The 21,058-nt window shown below is 60.3% G+C and carries 20 protein-coding genes, 1 tRNA gene and 2 pseudogenes; 1 reads left to right on the top strand and 22 read right to left on the bottom strand.

Annotated features, from left to right (window positions below):
* Positions 1-9 precede the first annotated feature (9 nt).
* From DOU54_RS12795 to DOU54_RS12730, 14 genes and pseudogenes are all read right to left on the bottom strand, one after another.
* Positions 10-1,077: an ABC transporter ATP-binding protein gene (locus DOU54_RS12795; RefSeq protein WP_113382542.1), complete on the bottom strand. Its 1,068-nt coding sequence runs from the start codon at positions 1,075-1,077 to the stop codon at positions 10-12.
* 139 nt (positions 1,078-1,216) lie between these two features.
* Positions 1,217-2,116, bottom strand: coding sequence for an ABC transporter permease (locus tag DOU54_RS12790; protein WP_022555995.1), 900 nt, complete (start codon positions 2,114-2,116; stop codon positions 1,217-1,219).
* A complete protein-coding gene (locus DOU54_RS12785; RefSeq protein ID WP_004441204.1) occupies positions 2,106-3,050 on the bottom strand; it encodes an ABC transporter permease in 945 nt (314 codons plus the stop codon). Before DOU54_RS12785 ends, DOU54_RS12790 begins: the two co-directional genes overlap by 11 nt.
* A 67-nt stretch (positions 3,051-3,117) precedes the next feature.
* On the bottom strand, positions 3,118-3,606 hold the full coding sequence (cueR, locus tag DOU54_RS12780) for a Cu(I)-responsive transcriptional regulator (protein WP_072494285.1): 489 nt from the start codon (positions 3,604-3,606) through the stop codon (positions 3,118-3,120).
* Between the two features lie 47 nt (positions 3,607-3,653).
* Positions 3,654-3,953: pseudogene (locus tag DOU54_RS12775) on the bottom strand (2Fe-2S iron-sulfur cluster-binding protein); the annotation flags it as partial.
* Positions 3,954-3,964: 11 nt separating this feature from the next.
* The gene (locus DOU54_RS12770; protein ID WP_113731341.1) at positions 3,965-6,466 is read right to left on the bottom strand and encodes a heavy metal translocating P-type ATPase; all 2,502 of its coding nucleotides are present in this window, start codon (positions 6,464-6,466) and stop codon (positions 3,965-3,967) included.
* A gap of 239 nt (positions 6,467-6,705) precedes the next feature.
* Positions 6,706-6,791 (bottom strand) — tRNA-Leu (locus tag DOU54_RS12765).
* A gap of 136 nt (positions 6,792-6,927) precedes the next feature.
* The gene (locus tag DOU54_RS12760; protein ID WP_112765717.1) at positions 6,928-7,656 is read right to left on the bottom strand and encodes a thermonuclease family protein; all 729 of its coding nucleotides are present in this window, start codon (positions 7,654-7,656) and stop codon (positions 6,928-6,930) included.
* An 84-nt stretch (positions 7,657-7,740) separates the two neighbouring features.
* A complete protein-coding gene (locus tag DOU54_RS12755; RefSeq protein ID WP_004441196.1) occupies positions 7,741-8,274 on the bottom strand; it encodes a MerR family transcriptional regulator in 534 nt (177 codons plus the stop codon).
* Between the two features lie 276 nt (positions 8,275-8,550).
* The gene (locus DOU54_RS12750) at positions 8,551-8,889 is read right to left on the bottom strand and encodes an integration host factor subunit alpha (protein ID WP_006697942.1); all 339 of its coding nucleotides are present in this window, start codon (positions 8,887-8,889) and stop codon (positions 8,551-8,553) included.
* A 242-nt stretch (positions 8,890-9,131) separates the two neighbouring features.
* Positions 9,132-10,103: a beta-ketoacyl-ACP synthase III gene (locus DOU54_RS12745; protein ID WP_006697941.1), complete on the bottom strand. Its 972-nt coding sequence runs from the start codon at positions 10,101-10,103 to the stop codon at positions 9,132-9,134.
* A 4-nt stretch (positions 10,104-10,107) separates the two neighbouring features.
* The gene (gene plsX / locus DOU54_RS12740; RefSeq protein ID WP_004441191.1) at positions 10,108-11,169 is read right to left on the bottom strand and encodes a phosphate acyltransferase PlsX; all 1,062 of its coding nucleotides are present in this window, start codon (positions 11,167-11,169) and stop codon (positions 10,108-10,110) included.
* A 101-nt stretch (positions 11,170-11,270) separates the two neighbouring features.
* Positions 11,271-11,834 carry a YceD family protein gene (locus DOU54_RS12735; RefSeq protein WP_006697939.1) on the bottom strand — a complete coding sequence of 188 codons (564 nt, stop codon included), beginning with the start codon at positions 11,832-11,834 and terminating at the stop codon, positions 11,271-11,273.
* A 7-nt stretch (positions 11,835-11,841) separates the two neighbouring features.
* Positions 11,842-12,381, bottom strand: coding sequence for a ubiquinol-cytochrome C chaperone family protein (locus tag DOU54_RS12730; protein WP_107327110.1), 540 nt, complete (start codon positions 12,379-12,381; stop codon positions 11,842-11,844).
* Positions 12,382-12,652: 271 nt separating this feature from the next.
* On the opposite strand from DOU54_RS12730, the gene DOU54_RS12725 reads away from it, so the two are divergent.
* On the top strand, positions 12,653-13,183 hold the full coding sequence (locus DOU54_RS12725) for an outer membrane protein assembly factor BamE (protein ID WP_004441184.1): 531 nt from the start codon (positions 12,653-12,655) through the stop codon (positions 13,181-13,183).
* A 75-nt stretch (positions 13,184-13,258) separates the two neighbouring features.
* Here the strand turns inward: DOU54_RS12725 and DOU54_RS12720 are convergent, their stop codons facing one another.
* The 8 genes and pseudogenes from DOU54_RS12720 to DOU54_RS28025 all read right to left on the bottom strand — a co-directional run.
* The gene (locus DOU54_RS12720) at positions 13,259-15,397 is read right to left on the bottom strand and encodes a sodium-translocating pyrophosphatase (protein WP_112555048.1); all 2,139 of its coding nucleotides are present in this window, start codon (positions 15,395-15,397) and stop codon (positions 13,259-13,261) included.
* 208 nt (positions 15,398-15,605) lie between these two features.
* Positions 15,606-16,835, bottom strand: a complete 1,230-nt coding sequence (locus tag DOU54_RS12715) for an MFS transporter (RefSeq protein WP_045534237.1) — start codon at positions 16,833-16,835, stop codon at positions 15,606-15,608.
* A 22-nt stretch (positions 16,836-16,857) separates the two neighbouring features.
* Positions 16,858-17,355: a transcription antitermination factor NusB gene (nusB, locus tag DOU54_RS12710; protein ID WP_004441180.1), complete on the bottom strand. Its 498-nt coding sequence runs from the start codon at positions 17,353-17,355 to the stop codon at positions 16,858-16,860.
* Between the two features lie 4 nt (positions 17,356-17,359).
* Positions 17,360-17,806 carry a 6,7-dimethyl-8-ribityllumazine synthase gene (ribH, locus tag DOU54_RS12705; RefSeq protein ID WP_004441178.1) on the bottom strand — a complete coding sequence of 149 codons (447 nt, stop codon included), beginning with the start codon at positions 17,804-17,806 and terminating at the stop codon, positions 17,360-17,362.
* Positions 17,807-17,982: 176 nt separating this feature from the next.
* A pseudogene (locus DOU54_RS12700) lies at positions 17,983-18,615 on the bottom strand (LysE family translocator).
* Positions 18,616-18,911: 296 nt separating this feature from the next.
* A complete protein-coding gene (locus tag DOU54_RS12695) occupies positions 18,912-19,523 on the bottom strand; it encodes a riboflavin synthase (RefSeq protein ID WP_113382577.1) in 612 nt (203 codons plus the stop codon).
* Entirely contained in the window at positions 19,523-20,767 is a 1,245-nt protein-coding gene (gene ribD, locus DOU54_RS12690) for a bifunctional diaminohydroxyphosphoribosylaminopyrimidine deaminase/5-amino-6-(5-phosphoribosylamino)uracil reductase RibD (protein ID WP_113382578.1), read from the bottom strand. Before ribD ends, DOU54_RS12695 begins: the two co-directional genes overlap by 1 nt.
* Positions 20,768-20,769: 2 nt before the next feature.
* A partial coding sequence (locus DOU54_RS28025; RefSeq protein ID WP_286079897.1) for an ATP cone domain-containing protein occupies positions 20,770-21,058 on the bottom strand: 289 nt, incomplete at its 5' end.

Genomic DNA, 21,058 nt, shown 5'->3' with positions numbered 1-21,058 from the left:
TCACCTCCTTCAGCACATTGCGTGGCCAGCATGATCATGGTTGACCTGCTCGTCACCGACTGCCCAGCACCGGGCCTTGCGTCCTTCCGGCAGGGCATTCAGATTCGGTTCGGCTGCCATGCAGCGGCTGCCCATGCCGGCGGATTTGGCGAGCGAGCAGCGCGGGTGAAACCGGCAGCCGCAGGACATGTCGTGGGCCTGCGAACTGGAGCCGGGGATTGTCAGCAACTGCCCCTCGCCGTCAGTGGTCAGAAGCGAGCAGCTGATGAGCGCCTTGGTATAGGGATGCTGCGGCGCCTTGAGGATCGCCTGGGTGGGCCCTTCCTCCACGATGCGACCGGCATACATGACCGCGATCCGGTCCGCGAATGCGGCGACAACCGAAAGATCATGGGTGATGAGCAGCGTGGCCAGCCGGCGCTTGCGGCGCTCGTCATCAAGCAAGCGCAATATCTGTGCCTGAACAGTGACATCAAGCGCTGTCGTCGGCTCGTCGGCGATCAGCAGTTGCGGATTGCCCGAGAGTGCCGCGGCGATCATGACACGTTGCGCCATGCCGCCGGAAAGTTCGTGTGCGAAGCACAGCGCCCGTGCAGACGGATCGGGAATGCCGACATCGGACAGAAGGCCGACGACCCGGTTGAGAGCGGCGTGCCGGCTCATCTTGCGATGGACCCATAGCGGTTCGGCAACCTGCGTCCTCACCCGGCTGGTGGGATCCAGCATGGCCTGTGGCTGCTGAAACAGCATACCGATATCTGCGCCGCGCAACGCGTCGAGTTCGGCGGATGACAGGGCGAGAATATCACGCCCGGCAAAGGAAATTCGGCCGGAATTGATTTCCGCACCCTGTGGCAGGAGCCGCATCAGCGATAGCGCCGTCATGCTCTTGCCGGATCCGGACTCGCCGACGAGAGCGACAACTTCCCCGGCATTGACGGAAAGCGTCAGCCCGGAGATGACGAATTTCCGACCATGTTGCGCCGGCACCGAAACGTGCAGGTCCTCAATTTCCAGAAGCGGTGCGCATTCGGAAGACATGGCCGTGCTGGCATGCGTGTGTCCTTCGATATTCATAAGAGTTCCCCTTATTTTTATTGAATCGGAGGCATTTACGGATTTTCATGCGGCTTCAGATGATATTACTCTCCTTCATTGTCCGTGGCGTCATCTATGTTTGACGACAGTCAAATCGACCATTGCCCCTTGGCGGGCGTCAATGACCGCTCGTTTTCTTGGTTTCAAGGTTGAGGCCATGGCCGATCCAGGTCACGCTGAGCGCCGCCAGGAAAATCGCCAGACCCGGTGCGATAACCAGAACGGGCATGCGTTCGGCGTAGGCCTGCGCATCGGACAGCATCAGCGCCCAGTCGGCGGCCGGCGGCTGTACGCCGAGCCCCAGAAATGACAGTCCGCCCACCGTGATCAGCTTGTGGCCGAACCGCAGGAACGCGACAGCGGCAATGGGCCAGATCGTGTTGGGAATAATATGCCGGAAGATGATGAAGCTCCGCGTACATCCAAGCACCTCTGCCGCACGGATATATTCACGGGAATTGATCGAAAGCGTCAGTCCCCGAGCCAGCCGTGCGAAAGGCGTCCAGCCAACGATGGTCAGCGAGGCGATCAGCGTGCCGTATCCGGGCCCGAAGATGGCGACGAGGAAAATTGCGATCACGACATCGGGTATGGCTATGAGCAGGTCCACGATGCGCATCAAAATCTGATCGACTATGCCGCGGCTGCGGCCGCTGACGATGCCGATCAAGGCCCCTATCACGACCGAGAGAATGACGGTGATCGCGGCGATGGTGACCGTGAAACGGCCGCCTATGAGCAGACGGCTGAGCACATCACGCCCCAGATGGTCCGTTCCGAGCCAATGGGCGGCGCTCGGCGCGTTCAGCCGCAGCCGAAGGTTCTGCTGCGCCGGATTATAAGGCGAAATCCACGGCGCAATGATGAGCAGCAGGATGATGGCGAGAAAGATCGCCGATCCCGCATAGAAGGTCCAGTGCCGCCGGCGAATGAAATCCGTGAAGCGGTTGAGCGTCGAGGGACGTCTGGGCGCGGTCATCGTCATGGCGGCAGCCTGTGGAAAGTGACTAATGGTCATGGCGACCTCGCATTGCCGGATTGATCAGGACATAGAAGCTGTCGGCCAGGGTATTGATCAGGATGGAAAGAGCGACGATGCAGATGAAGCCGCCCTGCAGCATCGGGATGTCGCGGTTGACCACCGCATCGTAGAGAAGCCGACCCATTCCGGGGATGGCGAAGATCACCTCCACCACCACCGATCCGCCCAGCAGGCCCGCAAGCCACAGGGCAAAAAACGTGACAACCGGAAGCGAGCCGTTGCGGATGCCGTGCCGCATGACCGTGCCATGCATGCCCAGCCCGCGGCTGCGCGCCGCCGTGATATAAGGGGCGCGTAAAACTTCGGCCATCGCCGCGCGCGTCACCTGCGTGAAATAGGCGAGCGGTCGCAGGGTCAGCGTCAGCGCAGGAAGGACCAGCGAACGCCAGCTGTCCCATCCCGCGGAGGGCAGCCAGCCAAGATAGAGGGCAAAGACGAGCGCAGACATGGGCGCGAACCAGTATTCGGGCGTGGCGACGAAGGTCTGGATCATCAGCGTCGCGAAATTGTCCAGCCTTCCGCCGGGACGCATTGCGGCAAGCGTGCCGAGCGGCAGGGCAACGGCCACCGCTATTGCCAGGGCCGTCAGCGCCAGTGTCACCGACACGCCGAGGGAACGCAAAAGCTCACCGGCGACGGGTTGGCTGCTGGTGAAGGAGAAGCCAAGGTCACCGCGTAACGCGTTCGACAGCCAGGCGAAATATTGCACATAGAGCGGACGGTCGAGCCCGAGGCTGGTTCTCAGCGCTTCAACGGCGTGTGGATCAAGCGCCGTATCACGCATGCGCGAAAACAGGATGGTACGGGCCGGATCGCCACCGGCCATATAGGGCAAAAGAAACGCGATGACGGAGACGATCGCCAACATCAGGCACAGGATAAGGAAGCGCTGTAATATCTGTATCCACATGGCTGATCTCCTTCACCGCATTGGCATTTTTACCGCAATAGACGACGTCCACGATTGGAACGGCCGCTCATTTCGCAAGGCGCTGTAGTTCCGCTACCGGGCCGGACGTGCCCTTCAACATGCCCGACCGTTTCGGCACCACCGCCGCCGGGATGAAATCGGGATCTTCCGATTGCGCCAGATCCTGAATGATCGGACACTCCGGCTCGCCATTATCCGGGCAATAGGTCGCCAGATGGCGGAGCGTATCGGCCATGTCGCGAAGCGTTTGCATCTTGGCTTCGAGATCGACGACGTGTTCCATGACGATGCGTTTGACGTCGCAGGAGGCGCCGCCGGGATCACGCCACAAGGTCATGAGCTGCCTTATCTTTTCGATTGAAAAACCGAGGTCGCGGCCGCGCCTTATAAAGCGCAGTGTTTCCAGATCATTGGCCGTATAGACCCGGTAGCCGGAATCGGTGCGGCTCGCCGATTTGATCAGGCCGATCGTCTCGTAATGTCTGATCATCTTTGCAGAAACGCCGGATGCGGTAGCGGCTGTGCCGATGTTCATGGATCCTGCTCCTATCTTTCCGGGGTGGACAACAGATCTGCATCACTGTCGGAGAGCGCGTCAGCGCCATTCAGCCAGCCGATCACCACGTCGCTTAATGGTATGGCTCGGCATGCAAGCGTCAGGCCATCTGCTTTCTCTTCCTCAGTCAGCGAAAAAGGCGTGTGCTTGAGAAGGTCGACCTCACCGGAGATCAGCCTCGACTTGCAGGCCCCACAGCGGCCCATCCGACAGCCGTTCGGGTAAGCGATGCCCGCTGCCAGGGCGGCCTGAAGGACAGTCTCGCCCTCCGCCACCGCGATGCTGCGATCAATCTGCGGCAAGTGGATGGACCGGGGGAGCGCCATTGTGTCCCCTCCTATGCTGCTGCGAGCTGCAAGCCCGCGGGTCTGTCCGTGAGCGGCGCACGGAAACTTTTCAGGCGCAGCGCGTTCGTCAGGACAAAGACGCTGGAAAGTGCCATTGCGCCGGCAGCAAGGACGGGTGACAGCAACACGCCGTTGACAGGATACAATATTCCGGCCGCCACGGGAACAAGCGCGGCATTGTAAGCGAAGGCCCAGAACAGGTTCTGGCCGATATTGCGGATCGTGGCCTTGGACAGGGCGATGGCATTGGCCACACCGCGCAGATCGCCCGACATCAGCACCACATCGGCGCTCTCAATCGCGACATCCGTGCCCGTTCCGATGGCGAGGCCGACATCGGCTGCCGCAAGCGCCGGTGCATCGTTGATGCCATCGCCTACGAAGGCGACCCGGCGCCCACCGGCGGCAAGCCTTTTGACGGCTTCCACCTTGCCGTCCGGCAGCACTTCCGCCACCACCTCGTCAATGCCGAGGCGACGGGCGATGGCCTCTGCGGTGCGGCGATTGTCACCCGTGATCATCGTGACCTTGAGGCCGAGCGCATGCAGCGCCGCGATCGCCTCCGGGGTCGTCTGCTTCACCGGATCGGCCACTGCGATAATCGCGGCCAGCCTGCCGTCGACTGCAGCATAAAGCGGCGACTGCCCTTCCCTGCCCAGCCGGTCTGCTTCATGCGCAAACATCGCGGTATCGTAACCGAGCTTCGCCATGAACCGGTCCGCGCCCGCTTCAACCCTGCGCCCTTCAACCACCGCCCCCACGCCAAAACCCGGCGTTGCCTCGAAACCTTCCGCATCGGCAAGCGCCAGGCCGCCATGTTTCGCGGCTTCGACGATCGCCTCCGCAATCGGGTGTTCGGATCGGGTTTCGAGGGATGCGACAAGGCGCAGCACCTCATCGGCACCGAAGCCCTCGGTCGTTGTAAAATGCACCAGTTTCGGCCTGCCGAGCGTCAACGTGCCGGTCTTGTCGACGGCGATCACCTCGGCATCACGGAGCGTCTGGAGCGCATCGCCGCGCCGGAACAGCACGCCCATCTCGGCGGCGCGGCCAGTGCCGACCATGATCGAGGTAGGCGTGGCAAGGCCCATGGCACAGGGACAGGCGATGATGAGAACCGCAACCGCATTGACGAGCGCGAAGGTCAGAGCCGGATCCGGCCCGAAGAAGAACCACACGAGGAAAGTGGCGGCTGCGGCCAGCATCACCGCCGGCACGAACCAGTTGGTGACCTTGTCGACCAGCGCCTGAATGGGCAGCTTGTCGGCCTGTGCTTCCTCGACCATGCGGATGATCTGGGCGATCAGCGTATCGGCGCCCACCTTGGTGGCGCGGAAGGTGAAAGAGCCGTTGCGATTCACCGTACCGCCCACGACCTCGGAACCCGCCGTTTTCGTAACCGGCACGGGTTCGCCGGTTATCATCGATTCATCGACATAGGACGAGCCACTGAGGATCACGCCATCGACCGGCACTTTTTCGCCAGGACGGACAATGATCACATCACCGGCGTGCACATCCTGCAACGGCACATCCACGGTTTCGCCGTCGCGCAACACCCGCGCCGACTTGGCCTGCAACCCGAGCAATCGTTTTATCGCCTCGCTGGTGCGGCCTTTGGCGCGCGCTTCAAGGAACCGGCCAAGGAGGATGAGCGTGACGATGACAGCAGCGGCCTCGTAATAGACATTCGCCGTGCCGCGCGGCAATATTTCGGGCAGGAAGGTTGCCACAACCGAAAATCCCCAGGCGGCGGCGGTGCCCAACACGACAAGCGAATTCATATCCGGCGCGAGCCGCAGAAGTGCGGGTATGCCTTTTTTGAAGAAACGCAGACCCGGTCCAAAGAGTACCAGCGTCGTCAGAACGAATTGCAGATACCAGCTTTCCCGCATGCCGACCGTTTCCATCACGATGTCGTGGATCGCGGGGACAAGATGCGAGCCCATTTCCAGAACGAAGACTGGCAGGGTCAAAGCAGTGGCCACGGCCAGGTTGATTTTCAGGCTGCGCAACTCCACGGCGCGTCGGTCCTGTTCCACTTTGCCGGCCCTGTCGGCGACGATTTCCTTCGCCGTGTAACCCGCCCGTCTGATCGCCTCCCCCAAGGTGGCGGTAGAGGCGGCATTGCTGGCGACGCGGATGGTGGCGCGCTCGGTCGCCAGGTTGACGCTCGCTTCCGAAACACCGGAAACAGCCTTCAGGGCCTTTTCAACACGGCCCACACAGGAGGCGCATGTCATACCCTCAATATCAAGCTCTATGGTTTTTTCTTCGACGCCATAGCCGGCATTCCGCACCGCCGCGATCACGGCCAGCACGTCAGGTGATCCGGAAAAAGAGATGTCAGCGCGTTCCGTCGCAAGATTGACCGAAGCCTTGAGAACCCCGGGCACCCTGGCGATCGCCTTTTCAACGCGGCCGACGCAGGAGGCGCATGTCATGCCATCGATCGCAATCTGATGGCTCGCCCGGATCTCCATTTGTGACATGCGTAGGACCCCTCTTTTCTCATTTAAAAAAAAGATAGGGCTTCCCATCGTGGCAAGGTCAATAGGTTCTTTCGGGTGATTTCAACGGAAAAATGCCGCCTGCGTGATCAAGCACACTTTTAAGGCAATCCTGCGGATCTCAGCGCCAACCATGCCGAAAACCTGGAAAATTCGGCATAAAATCCTCCCAGACGCCGGGAAACCGCAGGGAAGCAAAAAAGAAAATTTAATCGGGGTTATGGTGCGGACGGCGGGACTTGAACCCGCAAGACCAATGGTCGGCAGATTTTAAGTCTGCTGCGTCTACCGATTTCGCCACGTCCGCATTGCGGCGCCATGAACCGTTTGGGGTCAAGTCGCTGCAAAAATGCTGTCATCGTTCAGGTGGCCGGCGCAAAGGCCGACCTTAAACACGACCGCGCCTCATCTACACAGTCCGGGCCGTTTCGGTCAACGGGGCCTCAGCCACACCAGGACTGATTTTTTCCCGAGAGCGGATGGGCCAGACCTTCGCGCACGAGTTGATCGGCGAAGGAGACGCCTGAGCGCGAAAGGCGTGTCCGTTCCGTAGCTTGCCCGCCCGCAGCACCGGTAGATGCGACATCGAAGGCGCCGGCGTTCAGCATTTCGCGAAGCCTGACTTTCGCAATGAAACCGCGCTGGCGTTCTTCCATGCAGCGCGCCCGGTCGATCTGCGGAACCTCGATGCCGGCGAGCTGCATTTTGACGCCCTTCATCCAGAAGGTGTTGCCATCGGCCACACAATTGTTGAGGCCGGAGCGGCCGCAAAAGGCAAAAGTTCCGCTTTTTTCGCCGAGCGAGACCTTTTCGACTGACGGGCGGGTTTCCGGCAGTATAGCTGCGACCTTGTTCTGAGAGGCCGTGGGTGGCATGGCGATAGGGCGTGGCGGAACCGGTGCGTTGCCGGGCAGGACGGGGGCAGCAGGGCGAATGGCCGCGACTTTCTCGGAGGTAACCGCCTCGCGCTTGGCCGCCGTCGTGACTTTAGGAGCGTTGGCTGCCGAAGACGTCGCCTTCGCAACAGCCCGCTGCGGCAAAAGACTATCGCGATGTTCGTAGGCCTGAATGCCGCCGGCAACCACACCCAGCATCAGCACCCAGGGCCAAACGCTACCGCCACTCGATTTCTTCGCCGTGCGGCGTCGCGCTGTCGATTTTCGGTTGCTCACGGTCGGACTCCTTTTTACGGAGCCGCATTATCGGCCAAAGGGGTTTCTGAAAGGTTGGCGTCCCGAAACAGCTGTGGAAAAGGTTTAGCGAACCTGGTCCAGCAGGCGCTTGCATTCTAGCAGATCAAACAGGGCCTCCTGCAAAAGCGCCTGGTCATCCTTGCCAATGCCGGACTTGCCCACCGATATTTCAGCGTCGCTGCCGCCACCGCCAAAACCGAAAAACCGGCCGCTTGGCTTCGCCTTCGGACGGCCGACGACCTCATCGCCATCGGTATCGATAACCCGCGGCTCGTTGACTTCCTTTTCGCCGCTCGCCGCCATGATGGCTTCCATGGTCGCGAGATCACCGGAGGCAATGGCAGCCACGAAGCGGTTGCCATTAGCTTTCAGCAGCTTCTGCACGCCCTTGATAGTGTAGCCATGGTCATAAAGAAGATGACGTATGCCTTTCAGCAGGTCGATGTCATCAGGGCGGTAATAACGGCGGCCCCCGCCCCGTTTCATCGGCTTGATCTGCGGAAAGCGCGTTTCCCAGAAACGCAGCACATGCTGCGGCAGGTTCAGCTCATCCGCCACTTCACTGATCGTCCGAAACGCGTCGGGGCTTTTATCCAAATTTCCACTCCCATCCGAACCGGAGCGCCATGCATCCGGCCGGACACTGAACGAGAACGCTTTTCACCCGCCGGCCCGCATATCACGCAAGGTCAGGTCCGACCTTCGTGCCAACACCGGTAGCGGCAGGATACAAATCACTAAAATTGATTATGATGTGAGTCGACCGGATTTCAACGGCTTGCGCGTTGAAATTCAAGCATGTTCACAGGAAGAATGGGAAAAAGGGCTTACGGAGGCGCAAAACCGCGCCACGGCGCTGCTTCGCGCGCCGGCTTACGTACCGGACTTCTGGCCCTTCTGCTTGGCTTTACGAGCGGTATGCGCTTTCAGAATGCGCTGCTTCAATACATTCGAAGCCTTGAAGGTCATGACGCGACGTGGGGAAATCGGAACTTCCTCCCCCGTCTTCGGGTTGCGGCCAATGCGCTCGTTCTTTTCCCTGATCTGAAACGTCGCGAAAGAGGAGAGCTTGACGACTTCACCGCGGGTGATCGCATTGCATATTTCGTCGATAATCGTTTCGACCAGCTCAGCGGATTCGGTGCGGGACAGCCCGACTTTACGAAACACAGATTCTGCAAGATCTGCGCGTGTCACTGTCTTCCCGGCCATTTTTCCCCACAAACCGTGTCTGAATTCTTCTCTAGGAGACGCCGAGATTATTTCCCTTGTGGCGGCCGGTCAAGGGACTGTTCCAGATTCATTTGCGGCTTTCGGCAATCGCTGCAAGGGCTTAGAGCAACTGATACGGTTTTGACACAGGCCGAGCCGTCAAGACGCGCTTATCGGGGCGTGAGCGCGAAAATCACAGCGGATTTCGCTTCACCGCCCCGGCAAACGCTGAAATCGCGCCTTTACCAGCGCAGCAACACCGCACCCCAGGTGAAACCGCCGCCCATGGCCTCCAGCATGACAAGATCGCCCTTCTTGATGCGGCCATCGCCTGCGGCAACGGCAAGCGCCAGCGGAATGGAGGCCGCGGAGGTATTGCCATGCTGATCGACGGTAATGACGACCTTTTCCGGGTCGATGTTGAGCTTTTTCGCCGATCCGTCGATGATACGCTTGTTGGCCTGATGCGGAACGAGCCAGTCCAGATCGTCTGCCGTGGTGCCCGTGGCTTCGAATGCCTGTTCAATCACGTCGGTGATCATGCCGACGGCGTGTTTGAACACTTCGCGGCCTTCCATGCGCAGATGACCGACCGTGCCCGTTGTTGAGGGCCCGCCATCGACATAGAGCTTTTCCTTGTGCGAACCGTCGGAACGCAGCTGCGCCGTCAGGATACCGCGATCGGCAGAGGTACCCTCGCCTTCCCCAGCTTCCAGAACAAGCGCGCCGGCGCCATCGCCGAAGAGAACGCAGGTGGTGCGGTCCTTCCAGTCAAGAATGCGCGAAAAGGTCTCGGAGCCGATCACAAGAACGCGCTTGGCCATGCCGCCGCGAATATAGAGGTCGGCGGTCGAAACGGCATAGACAAAGCCCGAGCAGACAGCCTGCATGTCGAAGGCGAAGCCGTGGGTCATGCCGAGGCGGTTCTGGATGTTCACTGCCGTCGCGGGGAAGGTGTTATCCGGCGTCGAGGTGGCGAGGATGATGAGATCGATATCGTCGGGCGTCAGACCGGCATTGTCGAGAGCCGCACGCGCCGCCGCTTCGCCGAGAGACGCGGTGGTTTCACCTTCGCCGGCGATATAGCGCTGCTTGATGCCGGTTCGCTGCACGATCCATTCGTCTGACGTCTCCACGACGCCTTCGATTTCACTGTTGGTCATCACACGCTTCGGCAGCGCTGCCCCGAAACCACGAACTATAGAGCGGATCATTCCGTTATTCCTCGTCAGCCACGAGTGCTTCGGGCGCCGGGGGCGGAAGCCGTCTTGCGTGGTAAATCTTGAGATCGTTTTCTATTTTGGCCGTCAGGCCGTTATGAACCATGTCGTAGCCGACATCGACGGCGGAAGCAAAACCGATGGCATCCGTACCGCCATGGCTCTTGATGACAATGCCGTTCAGGCCGAGAAACACGCCGCCATTGACCTTGCGCGGATCCATCTTTTCACGCAGCACGTCGAAGGCGCTCTTTGCGAGAACATAACCGATCTTGGCGAAGAAGCTGCGGGAGATCGCCTCACGCAGCAACGTGCTGATCTGGCGGGCGGTGCCTTCGGCCGCTTTCAGCGCGATATTGCCGGTGAAACCTTCGGTCACCACGACATCAACCGTGCCCTTGCCGATATCGTCACCTTCGACGAAACCGCGATAATCGATGGTGCCGAGATCTGCCTCGCGGATCAGCCGTCCGGCCTCGCGAACCTCTTCCTGACCCTTCACCTCCTCGACGCCGACATTGAGCAGGCCGACCGTCGGACGGTCGATATCGAAGAGCGCGCGCGCCATGGCGCCGCCCATGAGGGCGAAATCCAGAAGCTGCTGGGAGTCGGCGCCGATCGTCGCGCCTATGTCGAGCACGATGCTTTCGCCCTTCAGTGTCGGCCAGATACCGGCGATTGCCGGGCGTTCCACCCGCGCCATGGTGCGCAGACAGAATTTCGCCATGGCCATCAGCGCACCGGTATTGCCGGCGGAAACGGCGACGTCAGCCTCGCCGAGTTTCACGGCCTCAATGGCGCGCCACATGCTGGAGACGTAGCGGCCGCGGCGCAGCGCCTGGCTGGGCTTCTCGTCCATGCTGACAGAGACTTCACAATCGTGAAAGACCGACTTTTCCCGAAGTGCGGGATATTGTGCCAGAATGGGGTCGCATTTGCTCTTCTGCCCGTAGAGCAGAAAAGTTACATCGTTGTGCCGTTCGAGCGCCTTGGCGGCACCCGGGATGGCAACATCTGGGCCGAAATCGCCGCCCATGACGTCAATTGCAATTCTGATCACTCGTCCCTTATCCTTACTTGCCGCCAATCAAGCGGATTTTGCGCGAAAATACCTTTTCCGGCCTTCGTTACAATAAAATTATTTCAGCCCGGCTGGGCCATTCAGTCTTTTTTCCAATCTTTCAGCACGGCAAAGGGCGATGGCCGCTTCTCTTCTTCAGGTTCTTTTTCGGCCGTTTCGGGGAACGCCGCATCCGGTTTGCGCGGATAGGGATCGATGGCAAGGGCGGCGAATTCGGCAACGACAGCGCCGACATCGATGCTGTCGCCGGTGAACTGATCGGGAATGTCGGGACCATCGGGATCGAGCACGATTTCGCCTTCTTCGTTCGTGACCATCCGCGCCAGTTTCGAACCTTCCGGCACGAAAATCTGCTCGACAGTCTCGTCGATCTTGCTCGACACCGGCTCCAGCGTCACGACGCAGGACTGGGTCACGGCCGCATGCACCTCGCCTTTTACCTTCACGCCATCCTTCTTCCAGCGGGATACCTGCAGCTCTGCCTTCAGATATTCGACGGAAACCACGTCCCAGAATTTCGCCAGCGCCTTGAGCTCCTCGGCGTCGGCTTCGAGACCAATCCTGACGGGATTGGCGGAAATATGGCCTACCTTCACGGGATAGGAGAAAGGCAGGTCGTCATTTGCGGCGTGTCGCGCGTTCATGTGAACCTCATCGTCCAGGCAAGGGCAGCGTCAGGCTTCCGGTTGCGATTGTTTCTTCGGAACAGGCGGCAAGGACGGAAGAAGCCTCCATCATCCAGCCCGCCAGCCCATCCAGCGCCGGCGCGTTCTCGTCTGCCTGCGGATATATATTGCGCCGGAGCGCTGCGGCAAGGGCCGCAAGGTCGGACGTATCCAGCGCCGCCGCGTAGGATTCGAGACGGCCATAAAACATGCCGGCGAATTTCTTCATGCGTTTTGGCACGCCCTGATCGCCAATGCCAAGCTCACGGATGGAGTGATCAAGGTCCTGAAAGAAGGCGTCGACAATCTCCTGGGCAATCTCCTGCCCGCTGACACCGGAGGATTTGGTGCGGCGGAAATAGAGAATCATCATGACCGACAGCATCTCGAAACGGCCCATTACAGTGTCGGGGACCCCGAGATCGAGATAAAATTCGGGTGTGCGGGCTGCTGCCGTCAAGGTCGCATATTGCCTGTCAACTATGGCGCGATTGTTGTTTTTCTTCTTGAACAGCCCGAATATCATCGTTTTTTTTCCGAACGGGACGGGTGAATGCGCTTACCGCCCATCGCACTTGTTGCATGATCGTCAAAGCTGGTTTACCGAAGCATCCACGAATTGCAATGCTGTCGCGGTCACGTTCGTCTTTGCGCTGAAACAGTCGAAGAGAACCGGAGGAGTTCCAAAAGGCCGGGAAAGCATTGAATTTGGGGGGTGATCGGGATTTTCCGTCCCCGGATTGACACAATCATGTGCACAGACACTGTGCACCACGCAATGCCGGAAGGTGCCATTCATGATCGCAGTCGGGGAAAAGCAGTTGAGCAAGCAGAAATCCGCAAGTCACGGCAAAATTCTGAGCAAGACCGCCATCGCAATCGTGCTCGCATCCAGCCTGCTTTCCGCCTGCACCAGCACGACAGATGTATTCCATAACGGCTATGTCATGGACGAGCAGTCGCTCCAGCTGATCCCGGAAGGCTCGAGCCGTGAGCAGGTTCTCCTGACCATGGGCACGCCCTCCACGACCGCGACCTTCGGCAATGAAGTGTTCTATTACATCTCGCAGAAGCGTGTGCGCCGCGCCGCCTTCATGAAGCCGTCGCTGGTCGAACAGAACATTCTCGCCATTTATTTCAACAAGGACGGCGTCATCGAGCGCAAGGCCAACTACACGCTGCAGGACGGCAAGGTCTTCGACACGATTTCGCGCACCACGCCGACAGGCGGCAAGGACCTCACCTTCTTGCAGCAGCTGCTTTCCGGCGGCACCTCGGGCGCCAATATCGCCAAGAGCATTCTCGGCCAGGGCGGCAATACGCCCTGACCTCAGCAGGAACGGAAAATTCAAAGGCCCGGGGATCGCTCCCCGGGCCTTTTCAATTTGTCGAAACGGTAGCCTTCAGTGGGCGAGAACCGCCAGCAGCAGCAGCGCCACGATATTGGTAATCTTGATGGCCGGGTTGACCGCCGGACCCGCGGTATCCTTATAGGGATCGCCAACGGTATCACCCGTCACCGACGCCTTGTGCGCCTCCGAACCCTTGACGTGGCGCACGCCATCCTTGTCGACGAAACCGTCTTCGAAGCTCTTCTTGGCGTTATCCCACGCACCACCACCAGACGTCATGGAAATCGCCACGAAGAGGCCGTTGATGATGACACCGAGCAGTGATGCGCCGAGTGCGGCAAAGGCCGAGGCCTTGGAACCGGAAATCAGCAGCACACCGAAATAGACGACGAGAGGCGCCAGAACCGGCAGAAGCGACGGGATGACCATTTCCCTGATCGCCGCTCTGGTGAGCAGGTCCACGGCCTTGCCGTAGTCAGGCTTTTCCGTGCCGGCCATGATGCCGGGTTTTTCGCGGAACTGGCGACGGACTTCCTCAACGATGGCGCCTGCCGCCTTGCCCACCGCCGTCATGGCAATGCCGCCGAAGAGATAAGGAATGAGGCCGCCGAACAGCAGGCCGGCAACCACGTAAGGGTTGGCGAGGCTGAAGGAAATCTCGCCTATATCCTTGAAGTAGGGATAGGTGTCGCCGTTGGCTGCGAAATAGGAAAGGTCGTTGGCATAGGCGGCAAACAGAACCAGCGCGCCGAGACCGGCTGACCCGATGGCATAACCCTTGGTCACGGCTTTCGTGGTATTGCCGACGGCATCCAGCGCGTCTGTCGCCTTGCGAACGTCTGGATCAAGACCAGCCATTTCAGCAATGCCGCCGGCATTGTCCGTGACCGGCCCGAAGGCATCGAGCGCGACGATCATGCCGGCGAGACCAAGCATGGCGGTAACGGCAATACCGGTGCCGAACAGGCCACCGAGCTGGTAGGTGCCGATGATGCCGCCGACGATGACGATGGCCGGCAACGCGGTCGATTCGAGCGAAACGGCAAGCCCCTGGATGACGTTGGTGCCGTGGCCCGTTACCGAGGCCTGGGCGATGGAATTGACCGGGCGCTTGTTGGTGCCGGTATAATATTCGGTAATGACAACGATCAGCGCCGTCACGACGAGACCGACAAGGCCGCACAGGAAAAGATTGGTGCCGGTGATTTCCGTGCCGGCCACCGTGCCCACCGTCCCCCAGCCGATCGTCGCATAAGTGGCGACGGCAAGACCCGCGACGGAAAAGATACCGGTGGCGATCAGGCCCTTGTAGAGCGCGCCCATGATGGAATTGTTGGTGCCGAGCTTCACGAAGAAGGTGCCGGCAATCGAGGTCAGGATGCAGGCGCCGCAGATCGCCAGCGGATAGACCATTGCGCTTTCGAGTATCGGCGTTCCCGCAAAGAAGATCGCGGCGAGAACCATGGTGGCCACCACCGAAACGGCATAGGTCTCGAAAAGATCGGCCGCCATGCCGGCGCAGTCACCGACGTTGTCGCCGACATTGTCGGCGATGGTTGCGGGGTTGCGCGGGTCATCCTCAGGAATGCCCGCCTCGACCTTGCCGACGAGATCGCCGCCGACATCGGCGCCCTTTGTGAAGATGCCGCCGCCGAGACGCGCGAAGATGGAGATCAGCGACGCGCCGAATCCGAGCGACACCAGCGCATCGATCACTTCCCGCGAGCCGGGCGCATGGCCCATCACCGAGGTGAGGATGAAATAATAGATGGATACGCCGAGCAGCGCGAGGCCCGCCACCAGCATGCCGGTAATGGCGCCTGATTTGAACGCGATGTCGAGTCCGGCGGACAGGCTGTGCGACGCGGCCTGCGCCGTACGCAGATTGGCCCTGACGGACACATGCATGCCGACGAAACCGGCAACACCTGAAAGGACAGCGCCGATGATGAAACCGATCGCGGCCATGGATGACAGGAGATACCAGGCCAGAACGGCGACGATCAGGCCGACGATGGCGATGGTGAGATATTGGCGGGTGAGATAAGCTTGCGCACCTTCACGGATATAACCTGCTATTTCACGCATGCGCTCGTTGCCCTGATCGGCATCGAGGACGCTCTTGGTTGCCCATACCGCGTAAACGACGGACAGGACACCGCATAAAATGACTATGGGTATTACGGTCATGCGCACTTACCTCCCAAAAGGCCGGGCCTCACTCCCACCCCGGCGTGGCGAAACCATGTGCAGCGGGACGCGGACGGCCTGTCCGAAGTCCCCTATTGGGCATTTGTTCCCCTCCCAAGGAAAAATGTCCTCGACGGGAGATTGCGTTGGCGCGACGTCTCGCGTCAAGCCCACAAATTTGCCTGAAACTTGAAAGGCGTAGCGCCGACTATGCGACTGAGGCCGCTTTTCTGCGTGCCGTGAAGATGAGCGACAGCACCAGCAGGAGGCAAAGCCCTGAAACGGGCCAGATGACGAGGTTCATGACCGACCAGCCCCATGCCGTGAAGACCTTGCCGGAGGAGAAGGATGACAGGGCAACCGTGCCGAACAGCACGATATCGTGAAATCCCTGCACCTTGTCCGCTTCATGCGGGCGGTAACTTGACGTGATGATGGCGGTCGCACCGATGAAACCGAAATTCCAGCCAAGCCCGAGCAGAATCAGCGCCGTCCAGAAATTCCACAATTCGATGCCCATGTGGGCGACGATGGCACAGGCCATCAGCACGATGAGGCCGGAAGCGACAATCTTTTCCGCGCCGAACCGGGAAATCAGCATCCCGGTGAAGAAACTCGGGCCGAACATGGCAAGGACGTGCCACTGGATGCCGAGCGTGGCGAGTTCGGTCGGGAAACCGCAGCCGACCACCATGGCAAGCGGTGCGCCGGTCATCATGAAGGTCATCAGCGCATAAGAGCCGATGCCGCAGATCATGCCGGTGACGAAACGCTGCGTGCGGACGATTTCAGAAAGCGGCCTTGCCGATTCAACATGGGCGGCGGCCTTGGGATCGGGCAACTTCAAAAACGCCAGAATGGCGATCGAAACGAGCCCCAATGGCACGAGCGCCATGAAAGCGCCGGCAAAGGTGACCGGCGCCAGCAGGTCCTTGCCGAAGATGGCGAGCTGCGGTCCGACAATGGCGGAGATGATACCGCCCGCAAGTATCCAGGAGATAGCCTTGGGTTTGTAGAAGGACGGCGATGCGTCGGCTGCGGCAAATCGGATCTTCTGCGTAAAGCCGCCGGAAATGCCGATCAGCAGCAGGCCGACGGCAAAAAGCCAGAAATCCGACCGGAAGAGCGCGACCGCAGCAACTCCGCCGCCGATTGAGCACATCAGTGCGCCGACCATGAAGCCAGCCTTGCGGCCGAGGAAACGGGATGCGGCCGCCACGCAGATCGCGCCAAGCGCCACACCGATATTAAACCCGGTAAGCGGTGCGGTCGCCAGCGACTTGTCGGCGCCAAGCAGTTGGTACCCTGCGAGCGCGCCGACGGAAAAGCTCATGGGCGCGGCCGATCCCATGATCGCCTGCGCCATGGTGAGGAGGAAGACGTTGCGCTTCGCCTCGTCCAGTTGACCTTCAAGTCCGGGGACGGAAACGGCGCTCATCTCTTCCTCATCTGCTTTTAGTTCAGCGTTTTGCCTCGCCGCGCACCTGCTTGGCAATGCGGTCAAGCACCGCATTCACCAGCTTCGGCTCGTCATGCTCGAAGAAAGCGCGGGCGATTTCAACATATTCCGTGACAATGACGGCGACCGGCACGTCCTTGCGCTCGAGAATCTCGAAAGTTCCTGCACGCAGGATAGCGCGGACGGTGGCGTCGAGTCGCGACAGCGGCCAGTCTTCGAGAAGGGCGGAGCGCACCAGCGGGTCGATCTTCGTCTGGTCACGCACGACGCCCGAGACGATCGAACGGAACCACGACGGGTCGGCCTTGAGATAGGTATCGCCATCGACTTCCTGGCCGAGACGATGCGCTTCATATTCAGCGACGACTTCCATAACGCCGGTTCCGCCGACATCCATCTGGTAAAGCGCCTGCACGGCCGCAAGGCGGGCTGCGCCGCGCTGATTGGCGGGCTTTACCGAAGGCTGGCGCGGTTCACCGCCATTTTCCACATTAGACATGCGTTCAGCCACCCAGTTTTTTCTTCAACTCGATCATCGTGAGCGCCGCACGGGCAGCGAAACCACCCTTGTCCTTGTCGGAGCGGCGCACGCGCGCCCAGGCCTGCTCGTCGTTCTCGACGGTGAGGATGCCGTTGCCGATCGGCAGCGATTCGCTGACGGCCAGATCCATCAGTGCGCGGGAAGATTCGTTGGCGACGATATCGAAGTGATAGGTCTCACCACGAATGACCATGCCGAGTGCGACAAAACCGTCATATTCGGTGCCGTCATTGTCGGCGCCGTCAAGCGCCATGGCGATGGCGGCCGGGATTTCGAGCGCGCCGGGAACGGTGATGACGTCATAGGTGGCGCCGGCTTCATCAAGCGCGAACTTCGCGCCTTCGAGAAGAGCGTCGGCCATATCATCGTAAAAACGTGCTTCCACGATAAGAAGATGGGGTTTGGACATGTGAGGGTTCCTGGGGATTTTCCCGAAAAGCTTGACGCCGGATCACACCGGCATTTGCGGCGGTCAAACCACGGCTGGCCGTTTTTGGCAAGTAATTTCATGTGTCGGCGGCGCAAGCGGCCGCGTTTGCAGGGCATTTGGCCGGGTTTTGCGCTCCCGGCGCGGCTCCCCGTGAATCAGGTTTTCTGGAAAGCGAGATGGACGCCGAGCCCCATCAGCACCGTTCCGGCAGCACGGCGGACAAGCATCTGCGCCGCTCTCGAACGCTTCAAGCGCCCGACCATTGCGTCTGCCAGAAGCACGCCGACGAGATCGGCGGAGGAGAAAATGAAATTGACGGCGATGCCAAGGATCAGGAACTGCAGCCAGACGGGAAAGGCGGCGGCCGGATCGACGAATTGCGGCAGGAAAGCCAGAAAGAACAGCGCTGTCTTCGGGTTGAGTACATCAACGATGATGCTGTCGATGAAGGCGCGGCGTGCCGATTTCGGCTCGATGGTCAGATTGACCGCCTAGCCTTCCATCTTGCTGCGCAACATCGAGAAGCCGAGCCAGACGAGATAAAGCGCGCCACAGAGCTTCACGGCGAGATAGAGCCACGGAACCGCCTGAAACAACACCGAGAGACCGGCCGCAGAGGCGAAGATGTGGACATAGCAGCCGACATGGATGCCGAGCACTGCCATCAACCCGGCAAACCGGCCGCGCGCCATGGTCTGCGCCGCCGCGTAAAGCATGGCCGGACCGGGGATATAGGCGAACAGGGCGGTGGTTATGAAAAAGGCGGTCAGCAGTTCGAAGGAAGGCATGATGTATTTCCCCTACCCCGTTTGGCTCGCGATCGATTTCAAACGGCCAAAAAGTCCTAAAGCGTTTCCAGCTTCATCGGAAGCGGGTGCTTGAGAACAATTGCTATAGGCCGCGATTTCAGGTGTTGGCCACTCCCCTTTCCGTCATTCCGGCCTTGAGCCGGAATCAGTCGACGCGCGTCTGCGCGGCGGGAAAAGTTCTTTCAGCCCAAAGACTTGAGCTGACTGGATTCCGGCTCGAGGCCGGAATGACGGAGGAGGCGTCGGTGCGTCCTCCTCTCCAAAGCATCGTCACATTACGCCGAGGGGAATTCCGCAAGCCGCGCGGCGTAACGCGCCATGGTGTCGACCTCGAAATTGACGAAATCGCCCGGCTGGCGCTCACCCCAGGTGGTGACGGAAAGCGTGTGGCGGATCAGGAGAACGTCGAAATCGGTGCCATCAACGGCGTTCACGGTGAGCGATGTGCCGTCGAGCGCCACGGAGCCCTTGGGGGCAACGAATTTCGCCAGATGTTCCGGCGCGCGCAGGCGGATACGCACCGCCTCGCCTTCCGGCTCGACCGACAGGATTTCCGCCTTGCCGTCCACATGGCCGGAGACGATATGACCGCCAAGCTCATCGCCGATCTTGAGCGCCCGCTCCAGATTGACGTGGGTGCCCTTCTGCCAGCTGGCAATCGTCGTCAGGCGCAAGGCCTCTTCCCATGCTTCGACCTCGTACCAGCGCTCATTGCTGCCATCATCAGGCAGCTTCGTCACCGTCAGGCAGACGCCGCCATGGGAGATGGACGCGCCCATATCGATGGTCTTGGGGTCGTAATTTGTAGCCACCCGCAGACGCACGCCTTCGGCCAGAGCTTCCAGCTCGGAAACGGTTCCGACGTCGGTGACAATTCCGGTAAACATCAAATCGGCCTTTCATAATTGAAGCAGCGATCCGGCCCGTAGGCGGTTTCACTGATCAGAGCATAGTCGCCCTTGATGTCGGCACGGCTGAGCGGCGTTACAATGCCGCCCTTGCCGATCACGACGGGGCTTTCAAACAGCATGATACGATCCACCAATCCAGCTTCAAGGAATGATTTTGCGGCAAAGGCGCCGCCTTCAACCAGAAGTTCCGACATGCCGCTTTCGGCAAGGATGTGGAGGAGGTTTTCGAGCGTAGGGGCTTCGAGGATTTCGACGCCGGCGTTGGTCAGGAGTTGGCGGCGGAGGTCGAGGTTACCCCCCTCTGCCCTGCCGGGCATCTCCCCCTCAACGGGGGAGATCGGCAAGGGGCTGTCCGCTCGGTCGAATTGCGCCCTAGACGCACCCTCTCCAGCCGTCGATGCAGGGCGAAGCAGCGCTCCATCGATCTCCCCCCTTGAGGGGGAGATGCCCGGCAGGGCAGAGGGGGGTAAAGCGGCAACCATCACCGGAACTTCCCGCGCAGTCCGCACCAGTTTCGACGTCAATGGCAATTCAAACTGCCGATCCAGCACGATCCGCACAGGCGAGCGGTTTTCCAGACCGGCAATGCGCACGGTCAGCTCAGGATCATCCGCGATAGCGGTCCTGATACCAACGAGAATGCAGTCGCAGCGCGCCCGAAGTTGGTGCACTGCATGGCGTGACTCAGGGCCGGTAATGGCAATCTGCCCCTCACCTTGCCTGCCGATCATTCCGTCAGCAGAAACCGCAAGCTTCAGAATCACATGCGGTCGTTTTTTCACCTGTCTTGTGAGGTAACCGGCGAGCGCCCGTTGGGCTTCGGCACGCAGCAGACCGGTTTCCACCACGATACCAGCATCACGCAATATCTGATAACCACGGCCGGAGACGCGCTCATCCGGATCGTCCACCGCGACCACGACACGGGCAACGCCATATTCCACCAGCGCGTTGGCGCAGGGCGGGGTTTTACCCCAGTGTGAACAGGGTTCGAGCGTCACGTAGGCGGTCGCGCCGCGTGCCGTCTCTCCGGCCAGTTCCAGCGCCTGGCGTTCGGCATGGGGGCGTCCGCCGATGGCGGTCACGGCCTCGGCGATGATTTGTCCGTCCTTGACGAGAACACAGCCGACCGAAGGGTTGGTCAGCGTCTGGCCCTGGTGGCGAAGCGAAACCTCGATGGCCCGCGCCATGAACCTTTCGTCATCGGCACGGCTCATCACGTCTATGCTCCAGCGTCGGTATCGCGCGCGATCTTGGCGTTGATTTCGGCAATCACGTTCTCGAAATCCTCGGCATGGCTGAAATCGCGATAGACCGAAGCATAACGAACGAAGGCGACGTCATCGAGGCTTTTCAGTGCTTCCAAAACCTGAAGGCCGATTTCTTCCGAGGGGATTTCCGTCTCGCCGGAGCTTTCGAGGCGACGGGCGATACCCGACACGGCGCGTTCGATCCGGTCGCGATCAACCGGCCGCTTGCGCAGCGCGATCTCGAAGGAACGCACCAGCTTT

It is taken from the genome of Agrobacterium sp. MS2 (assembly GCF_003261015.1).
Classification (GTDB): Bacteria; Pseudomonadota; Alphaproteobacteria; order Rhizobiales; family Rhizobiaceae; genus Agrobacterium; species Agrobacterium pusense.
The sequence above is the reverse complement of the archived record's forward strand: the minus strand, read 5'-3'. Positions and strand labels throughout refer to the sequence as shown.